Raw genomic sequence first — 8,788 nt, 5'->3', positions numbered from 1 at the left:
GCCCGATTACCCCGCACACGCCGGGCCCCCCTCACTCACCCCGCGGCGATTTTGGCCGCGCCCCCGCGCAGCGGCGGGGCGGCCCGCGCGCCCCCCCCGCCCCGCACCGGCCGTAATGCTGCTCACCGTCACGGTTGACTTGGTGAAGGCTCCCCGGTCGGAGTAGGTACGCTGGGAGCCGTGACCGTTGCGCTAGGTATGCCAGCCCTGCCACCGCCCGTCCTCTCCGAGCGCCGCCCCACCCGCCAGCTGCAGGTCGGGCCGGTCGGCGTCGGCAGCGAGCACCCGATCTCGGTCCAGTCGATGACGACGACACTCACCGCCGACGTCAACGCCACCCTCCAGCAGATCGCCGAGCTGACCGCGGCGGGCTGCGACATCGTGCGCGTCGCCTGCCCGTCGGCCGACGACGCCGAGGCGCTGCCCGCGATCGCGAAGAAGTCGCAGATCCCGGTGATCGCCGACATCCACTTCCAGCCCAAGTACGTCTTCGCCGCGATCGAGGCGGGCTGTGCCGCGGTCCGGGTGAACCCGGGCAACATCCGCAAGTTCGACGACCAGGTCAAGGAAATCGCGCAGGCCGCGAAGGACCACGGCACGCCGATCCGGATCGGGGTCAACGCCGGTTCGCTGGACAAGCGGATCATGGACAAGTACGGCAAGGCGACGCCGGAGGCGCTGGCCGAGTCGGCGCTGTGGGAGGCGTCGCTGTTCGCCGAGCACGACTTCCACGACATCAAGATCTCGGTCAAGCACAACGACCCGGTGGTCATGGTGCGCGCCTACGAGATCCTCGCCGCGCAGTGCGACTACCCGCTGCACCTCGGCGTCACCGAGGCCGGCCCGGCGTTCCAGGGCACGATCAAGTCCGCCGTCGCCTTCGGCGCTCTGCTGCGCCAGGGCATCGGCGACACCATCCGCGTGTCGCTGTCCGCGCCGCCGGTGGAAGAGGTCAAGGTCGGCACCCAGATCCTGCAGTCGCTCAACCTCCGCCCGCGCAAGCTGGAGATCGTCTCCTGCCCGTCGTGCGGCCGCGCGCAGGTCGACGTCTACAAGCTGGCCGACGAGGTCACCGCAGGCCTGGAAGGCATGGAGATCCCGCTGCGCGTGGCCGTGATGGGCTGCGTCGTCAACGGTCCCGGCGAGGCGCGCGAGGCCGACCTCGGCGTCGCCTCCGGCAACGGCAAGGGCCAGATCTTCGTCAAGGGCGAGGTCATCAAGACCGTGCCCGAGCACGCGATCGTCGAGACCCTCATCGAGGAGGCCATGCGCATCGCCGAAGAGGCGGGCGAGACCGCCGGTGAGGGCGAGCCGGTCGTCACGGTGGGCTAGCCCTGGAGGTGGTGCTGGGCCGCGTCGCGAATCTGGATCTTGACGTTCTCCAGCGCCGCGGTCAGCTCGTCGACCTGCTGCCCGGCGAGTTCGATGGCGCCCTGGATCGCGATGGCCGTCGACGTCTCGCCCAGCACCCCGAGCACGAGCGACCGCAGGTCCTCCAGCTCGCTCTTGGTCGCCAGCGCGACCCCGGTCGGGACCTGCTCGGCCAGCTGCTCCAGCTGATGGGCCTGCTCCTGGATGGTCATCGGTGGTTCCTTCGTGCGGCGGGGACGCGTGGTGGGGCGGGGAACGCCCTTGTCCGTGTTAGCAAACCTCGGTGAAGTCCCGCTGACGAACAGCACGGCCTACGCTGGGCGCATGAGCGTCAGCTGGGCCGTCCGGACGCCGCACCCGGTGGTGCGGCCGCTGGTCGCGCGCTATCTCGGCTACGCGCAGCGGAACGTCACGTTGCCGGTGCACCGCGGCCTGCCGTCACGGCATGTGACGCTCATCATCAGCCTGGAGCAGCCGGTGCGGATGGCGGGCCCGCGTCCCGAGTACACGAAACGCGCGCAGGCCTTCGTCGGCGGGCTGCACACCGAGGCCATCCTGATCCGGCAGGACCTCGTCCAGGCCGGGATCCATCTCGAACTCGACCCGCTCGGCGTGCGGACGCTGCTCGGCGTCACCGCGGCCGAACTGAGCGGCTACGTCGTCGGCCTGGACGAACTGGGCCTGCCGGACCTCGCGAGCCTGCCCGAGCGGCTCATCGAGGCGCCGACCTGGCAGCAGCGGTTCGCCATCCTCGACGACGTCCTCGCCGCGCGGGCGAAGGAAGTGGTCGAGCCCGCACCGGAACTCGACGAAGCCTGGCGGCGGATGCGGGGCACGGCAGGTCAGGTCCGCGTCGCCGAACTCGCCGAGGAGATCGGCTGGAGCCGTCGTCACTTCGGCGAACGGTTCCGCGCCGAAGTCGGCCTCGCCCCGAAGCAGGTCGCGCGGGTGCTGCGCTTCGAACGGGCCGGGGCGCTGATCCGGCGCGGCGAACCGGTCGACCTCGCCGGTATCGCCGTCGCGTCCGGGTTCTACGACCAGGCGCATCTTTCCAACGAATGGCGCGCGCTGGCGGGCTGTACGCCGCGGACGTGGATCCGTGAGGAGCTCCCGTTCCTCCAAGACTCCGACGTCTTCGGCGAACCAGACTGAGGACATGACCGAAACACCAGCACCGACCGTCCGGCCCGCGTTCCGTTACCACGACGCGCCCGCCGCCATCCGTTTCCTCGTCGACGTCCTCGGGTTCCGCGAGGCCCTCGTGGTCTCGGGTGACGACGGCATCGTCCAGCACGCCGAGCTCCGCTGGCCCGAGGGCGGGGGCGTCATGCTCGGCAGCGTCAGGCCCGAACAGGACGGCGTGCACGACAGCATGAAGCCCGGGACCGGAGCCGCCTACGTCGTTTCGGACCACGTCGACGAGATCCACGAGCGGGTTCGCGCGGCAGGCGCGGAGATCACTCTCGACCTCCACGACACCGACTACGGCTCGCACACCTTCAGCCTCCGCGACCCGGAGGGCAACTCCTGGACCGTCGGCACCTACCGCGGGGCGCCGTAACCGCTGTACGCACGAGGTTTGTCCGAGCGTATACATAGGCTTGCGTTCCGTTCACGCGCTTCATCTGGCAGGCTAGACACCGTGTTGCGGCTTGCAGGTGCACGGCTGCTCGATGATCGGGACTATCCGGCGGTCCGTGCCGCGCTAGCCGCCGACCCGGTGGGCAGCTGCATGGTCAGCGCCCGGGTCGAGGCTGCCGGTCTCGACCCGTGGCGGCTCGGCGGTGAGCTCTGGGCGGCCGATTCACGGCCGATCCGCGCCGCCCGCCTGCAGGGGCTGTGCTTCTCCGGGCCCAACCTGATTCCCTTGCGCGGCAACGCTTCGGCGCTCCGGTCCTTCGCGGACCGGGCGCTGCGGCGGCAGCGCAGCTGCTCGTCGCTGGTCGGCCCGGCCGAGCAGGTGCTCGGGCTGTGGGACGAGCTGTCCGGGGAATGGGGCCCCGCCAGGGAGATCCGCGACGACCAGCCGCTGATGGCGCTCGACGGGCCGCCGCTGGTCGCGGCCGATCCCCGGGTGCGCGCGGTCCGCCCGGACGAGCTCGAGCGCTACCTGCCGGCCGCCGTGGCGATGTTCATCGAGGAGGTCGGCGTCGACCCGCGCAGCGGCGACGGCGGCGCCAGCTACCGCGCCAGGGTGAGCGAGCTGATCGCGGGCGGGCGCGCGTTCGCCCGGTTCGAGAACGGCGAAGTCGTGTTCAAGGCCGAGATCGGCGCGATGTCGGCCACCGTCGGGCAGATCCAGGGCGTCTGGGTCCATCCGGGACGCCGCGGCGACGGCATCGGCACCGCGGGCACGGCCGCGGTGGCCACCCGCCTCGTCCGTGGCCTCGGCCGCACCGCGAGCCTGTACGTCAACGGCTACAACGCCCCCGCGCTCGCCGCGTACCGCAAGATCGGCTTCAAACAGGTGGGCCAATACGCGACCGTCCTGTTCTGACGGCCCTTTTCCGACGGCGCGTTCGCTCTTCCGGGTCGGCGTTGCGGACCGCGACGGCCACGGCGAACTGGCACCATCCGGGCCCATGCGCCCCGCTCCACCGCGCCCTCGCCACCCTGCCCGACGTCGCACCGCGGGACTCGCACTGGCGTTGCTGGCCGTCGTCCCCCTCACCGCGTGTGGTGCGAAGGAACCCGACGACGTGCTCGAAGGGTTCCTCGCCGCCGTCGCGTCCGGTGACCTCGGCGCCGCCGCCGATGCGACCGACGCCCCCGCCGCCGCCCGCGCGACGCTGACCCAGGTCCGTACCGCGCTCGCGCCGGAGTCGGTCGAGGTCACCGACCGGCACCTCAACAAGGCGGGCACCTCAGGGACCGGGACCTACCGGCTGACCTGGCGTCTCCCCGGCGGGCGGCAGTGGTCCTACGCCTCTTCCGCGCAAGTGCGCTCCGCGCAGAACGGCTGGCAGGTGCACTGGCAGCCGCAGGTCGTCCACCCCGAGCTCGAAGACGGCCAGAGTCTCGCGATCCGGCCCGCGCCCGCGCAGCTGACCCCGGTCCTCGATCGCGACGGCGCCCCACTGCTGCGGCCGCAGCCCGTCGTGGGCGTCGTGGTCGACCCGGCACAGACCCCGGACGCCGAGGACGTCGCGACGCGGCTCGGTTCCGCGCTGCACGGTGTGGAGCCCAGCCTGACCGGGAAGTCGGTGCTCGACGGCATCAAGGCCACCAAACCCGGCGGCTCGTACTCCGTGCTCACCCTGCGCGCGAGCGACTACCAGCGGGTCAAACCGGCGATCCACGACCTGCCCGGCGTGCGCTTCAGCAGTCAGGAACGGCTGCTCCCGGCCACCCGCGACACCGGGCGCCAGGTGCTGCCCGCGGTGCGGTCCCTCGTCGAACAGCAGGCGGCGGGTGCCGCGGGCTGGCGGGTGGTGAGCCTCGACGCCGGTGGGGGAGAAGCGGGCGAGCTGTACCTGCAGGCCGCGAAGACGCCGCCTCCGGTGACCAGCACGCTCAGCGCCAAGCTCCAGTCCGCGGCCGAGAAGGCACTGGAGCCGGTACCGGCGGCCGCGGCGCTCGTCGCGGTGCAACCGTCCACAGGGGACTTACTGGCGGTCGCGCAGAACGACGCGGCCGACGAACAGGGCTCGCTCGCGCTCGCCGGCCGGTTCCCGCCGGGGTCGACGTTCAAGATCGTCACCGCGGCGGCGGCGCTGTCCGCGGGCTCGGTGCGTGCCGACAGTCCCGTCGACTGCCCGGGAACCGCGACGTTCGCCAACCGGACGGTGCCGAACGAGGGGGAGTTCGCGCTCGGTTCCGTGCCGCTCTCGACCGCGTTCGCCCGTTCCTGCAACACGACGTTCGCGCGGCTGGCCACCGACCTGCCGCCCGCGGCGCTCACCGACAGCGCCCGAGCTCTGGGCGTCGGGGCGGACTTCGTCGTCCCCGGCCTGACCACGGTGACCGGCTCGGTGCCGCCGGCGGAGACGGTGGCGCAGCGCGCGGAGAACGCGATCGGCCAGGGCACCGTCGTGGCCAGCCCGTTCGGGATGGCGCTCGCCGCGGCCGCCGTCCAGTCCGGGCGGGTGCCCGTGCCGTCGCTGGTGCGGGGACAGCCCGGGAAGGCGAGCGGTACCGGTCTCCCGCCGCGCCAGGAGGTGCTCGACGCGCTGCGCGGCATGATGCGCGACGTCGTCACCGAGGGCACCGCGACCGGGCTGCGCGACCTCCCGGACGTCCACGGCAAGACCGGGACGGCCCAGTTCGGCGACGGGACGCACGCGCACGGCTGGTTCGTCGGGTACACCGGCGATCTCGCGTTCGCGGTGCTGCTCACCGACGCGGGCTCGTCGAAACCGGCGGTCGAAGCCGCGCACCGGTTCCTGAAGAGCGGTTCCTGAGGAACACGGGCCGTGCGGCGCGTCGTAGGGTGGAGGGTATGTCCCGTGCTCCATTAACGCCCGGCGTCCAGACGCCGCGCCGTGCCGTCCCCGCCACCATCGCCCGTCCCGAGTACGTGGACAAGCCCGCGCCGAAACGGGACTCCGGCAATGGCGTGCGCACACTCGAGGTGATCGAGGCCATGCGGGTCGCGGGGCGCATCGCCGCGCAGGCGCTGGAGGAGGGCGGCAAGGCCGTCAAGCCCGGTGCCACCACCGACGACGTCGACAAGGTGGTCCACGAGTTCCTGCTCGACCACAAGGCCTACCCGTCGACGCTGGGCTACCGGCGGTTCCCGAAGTCGTGCTGCACCTCGCTCAACGAGGTCATCTGCCACGGCATCCCGGACTCCACGGTCATCGAGGACGGGGACATCTGCAACATCGACGTCACCGCCTACATCGGTGGCGTGCACGGTGACAACAACGCGACGTTCCTGGCGGGCGACGTCTCCGAGGAGGCCCGGCTGCTGGTCGAGCGCACCCGCGAGGCCACCATGCGCGCCATCAAGGCCGTGCGGCCGGGGCGGCGGCTCAACGTCATCGGGCGGGTCATCGAGTCCTACGCCAAGCGCTTCGGCTACGGCGTCGTCCGTGACTTCACCGGGCACGGCGTCGGCCCGGCCTTCCACACGGCGCCCACCGTGCTGCACTACGAAGAGCCCTCGGTCGAGACCGTGATCGAGGAGGGCATGACCTTCACGATCGAGCCGATGATCACCCTCGGCACCATCGACTACGACATCTGGGACGACGACTGGACCGTCACCACCAAGGACAAGAAGTGGACGGCCCAGTTCGAGCACACCCTGGTGGTCACCGCCGACGGCGCGGAGATCCTCACCCTGCCGTAGCCCGCGGCGGCGTGCGACGGGCGAGGCTCGCCGCACGCCCCGCCGCTACCGCTCGTTCTGCTGCTTCCGCGCCAGCCGGGCGAGCAGCTCGTCGAGGAAACCGCAGGCCTCCGCGGCGGCGCGGTCCGCGTCCTGGGCGGCGATGGCCTCGACGATCCCGCGGTGCTTGATCTCCTGGGCGTGCTCGGGGTCGTCGAGCGTCGCCGCGACGCTCGCGGTGATCGCCTCCGACAGCCCCCGGTAGAGCTCGGTGAGCAGGGTGTTGTGCCCGCAGCGCACGACCGCGAGGTGGAACTCCGCGTCGGTGCGGGCGAATTCGGCGACCTGCTTGCTCTGCAGGTCGGCGTCGCGGCGGTCCAGCAGTTCCCGCAGTTCCGCGAGATCCTCCTCGGTCCGCGCGGCCGCGGCCAGCCGCGCGCCCTCGACCTCCATCAGCCGCCGGACCTGCAGCACCTCGCGGAGTTCCGCGCCGCACAGCCGCCGGATCGCGCCCGACACCTCACTGGTCGCGCGGACGTAGGTGCCGTCGCCCTGGCGTACTTCCAGCAGGCCGGAATGCGCGAGCGCGCGCACGGCCTCGCGGACGGTGTTACGGCCGACGCCGAGCTGCTCGACCAGCTCGGGTTCGGTGGGGATGCGCTCGCCGATGGGCCATTCCCCGCGCGTCACGGCGCCCCGCAGCTGCTCGATGACCTGGTCCACCAGACCGGCCCGGCGTGTCGTGGCCAAAGGCACAGAGTTATCCCTTCATCCAATCATCCTACGTATGTCATAGTAGCCGACGTGCGTGTCGATTCCCGTGGTTCCGTCCCGTCCTCCTCCGCCGATTCCCGCTCCGAGGAGCGAGGGTATGCAGAACGTCTCGAACTTGAACTCGAAGGCGCCGTAGAGGATGTGGAACCTCGCCGTGCCGGGGTGATCGCGGGTGGCGTGCTGCTGGCCGTCGCGGTGGTGCTCACCGCGCTGAACCTGCGCCCCGCCATCACCAGCGTCGGGCCGTTGCTGGGCGAGATGCGGGACGGTCTCGGCGCGTCCTCGATCTGGGCCGGCGTGCTCACCACGCTGCCCGGCCTGTGCTTCGCCGCCGCCGGGATGGCGGCGCCGCTGCTCGCCCGGCGATTCGGCATCGGCTCGGCGATCGGCGCCGCGCTGGCGGTGCTGACGGCCGGGCTGCTGCTGCGCGTGCTGGACGGACCGTACGTCGTCCTCGGCGGCACCCTGGTCGCGACGGCGGGGATCGCGCTGATCAACGTGCTGATCCCGGTGGTCATCAAGGACTCCTTCCCCGCCCGCATCGGCATGATGACCGGTGTCTACACCGCCGCCCTCCAAGGCGGCGGCGCGCTCGGCTCGGCGCTCACCCCGCCGCTGGACACCGCGCTCGGCGGCTGGCGGCAGGCACTCGGCAGCTGGGCGGTGCTCGCCGGGATCGCGTTCTTCGCATGGATTCTGGCAGCCCGGGGCACCGGGCGGGCGCCACGGCCCGAGGTTTCGGCCACTGGGAGCAGCCGATCGCTGCTGCGTGTCCCATTGGCCTGGATCGTGACGATCTTCTTCGGCCTCCAGGCTTTCCTCGCCTACGTCGTGATGGGCTGGCTGCCGCAGGTCCTGATGGACGCGGGTGTCAGCAAGGGGGACGCGGGCCTGCTGCTCGGCCTGATCTCGATCATCGCCGTCCCGATCAGCCTCGTCGTGCCGCCGGTGGCCGCGCGGCAGGGCAGCCAGAGCATGTGGATCGTCGCGCTCGGGCTGTGCGGTTTCGCCGGGATGGTCGGCCTGCTCGTCGCGCCGGCCGCGGTGCCGCTGCTGTGGAGCGTGCTGGTCGGCCTGGGCATGAGCGTGTTCTCGCTCGGGCTCACCGTGATCGCCCTGCGGGCGCGCAGCGGCGAGGACACCGCGAGGTTGTCCGGGATGGCGCAGGGCTTCGGCTACCTGCTGGCGGCACTCGGCCCGTTCCTCTTCGGCACGCTGCACGACGTGACCGGCGGCTGGACGGTCCCGTGGCTGGTGATGCTGGCGGTCTACGTCGCGCAGATCGCCTTCGGTTTCCTGGCCGGACGCCGCCGCTACATCTGACGTCCCGGGGGTGGTGGGGCCTGAAGGACGCTTTCAGCACGCTGAAAG

At 71.7% G+C, this 8,788-nt stretch carries 9 protein-coding genes; 7 read left to right on the top strand and 2 right to left on the bottom strand.

Going from position 1 to position 8,788, the window contains the following annotated elements:
• Positions 1-180 precede the first annotated feature (180 nt).
• Complete coding sequence (gene ispG / locus ACFWX1_RS10825) at positions 181-1,332, top strand: flavodoxin-dependent (E)-4-hydroxy-3-methylbut-2-enyl-diphosphate synthase (RefSeq protein ID WP_378386060.1); 1,152 nt, start codon at positions 181-183, stop codon at positions 1,330-1,332.
• Here the strand turns inward: ispG and ACFWX1_RS10820 are convergent.
• Positions 1,329-1,583, bottom strand: coding sequence for a hypothetical protein (locus ACFWX1_RS10820; protein ID WP_378330491.1), 255 nt, complete (start codon positions 1,581-1,583; stop codon positions 1,329-1,331). The genes ispG and ACFWX1_RS10820 overlap by 4 nt on opposite strands.
• A gap of 112 nt (positions 1,584-1,695) precedes the next feature.
• Here ACFWX1_RS10820 and ACFWX1_RS10815 point away from each other — a divergent pair, with 112 nt between their 5' ends.
• The 5 genes from ACFWX1_RS10815 to map all read left to right on the top strand — a co-directional run bounded on the left by ACFWX1_RS10815 (position 1,696) and on the right by map (position 6,664).
• Positions 1,696-2,523 (top strand): helix-turn-helix domain-containing protein, encoded by an 828-nt coding sequence (locus ACFWX1_RS10815; protein WP_378386058.1) that lies wholly within the window; start codon positions 1,696-1,698, stop codon positions 2,521-2,523.
• A gap of 4 nt (positions 2,524-2,527) precedes the next feature.
• Entirely contained in the window at positions 2,528-2,932 is a 405-nt protein-coding gene (locus tag ACFWX1_RS10810) for a VOC family protein (protein ID WP_378386056.1), read from the top strand.
• Positions 2,933-3,013: 81 nt separating this feature from the next.
• Positions 3,014-3,868, top strand: coding sequence for a GNAT family N-acetyltransferase (locus ACFWX1_RS10805; protein WP_378386054.1), 855 nt, complete (start codon positions 3,014-3,016; stop codon positions 3,866-3,868).
• 85 nt (positions 3,869-3,953) lie between these two features.
• A complete protein-coding gene (locus ACFWX1_RS10800; RefSeq protein ID WP_378386052.1) occupies positions 3,954-5,771 on the top strand; it encodes a penicillin-binding transpeptidase domain-containing protein in 1,818 nt (605 codons plus the stop codon).
• Positions 5,772-5,809: 38 nt separating this feature from the next.
• Positions 5,810-6,664 carry a type I methionyl aminopeptidase gene (gene map / locus ACFWX1_RS10795; protein WP_378386050.1) on the top strand — a complete coding sequence of 285 codons (855 nt, stop codon included), beginning with the start codon at positions 5,810-5,812 and terminating at the stop codon, positions 6,662-6,664.
• Positions 6,665-6,709: 45 nt separating this feature from the next.
• Here the strand turns inward: map and ACFWX1_RS10790 are convergent, their stop codons facing one another.
• Positions 6,710-7,399 carry a FadR/GntR family transcriptional regulator gene (locus tag ACFWX1_RS10790; protein WP_378386048.1) on the bottom strand — a complete coding sequence of 230 codons (690 nt, stop codon included), beginning with the start codon at positions 7,397-7,399 and terminating at the stop codon, positions 6,710-6,712.
• Between the two features lie 159 nt (positions 7,400-7,558).
• On the opposite strand from ACFWX1_RS10790, the gene ACFWX1_RS10785 reads away from it, so the two are divergent.
• Complete coding sequence (locus tag ACFWX1_RS10785) at positions 7,559-8,740, top strand: CynX/NimT family MFS transporter (RefSeq protein ID WP_378386047.1); 1,182 nt, start codon at positions 7,559-7,561, stop codon at positions 8,738-8,740.
• The last annotated feature ends 48 nt before the right edge of the window (positions 8,741-8,788 follow it).

Source organism: Amycolatopsis sp. NPDC059021, assembly GCF_042739895.1.
In the GTDB taxonomy this organism is placed as follows: Bacteria; Actinomycetota; Actinomycetes; order Mycobacteriales; family Pseudonocardiaceae; genus Amycolatopsis.
Note: the sequence above shows the minus strand (reverse complement) of the source record. Positions and strands in the feature narration are given on the sequence as shown.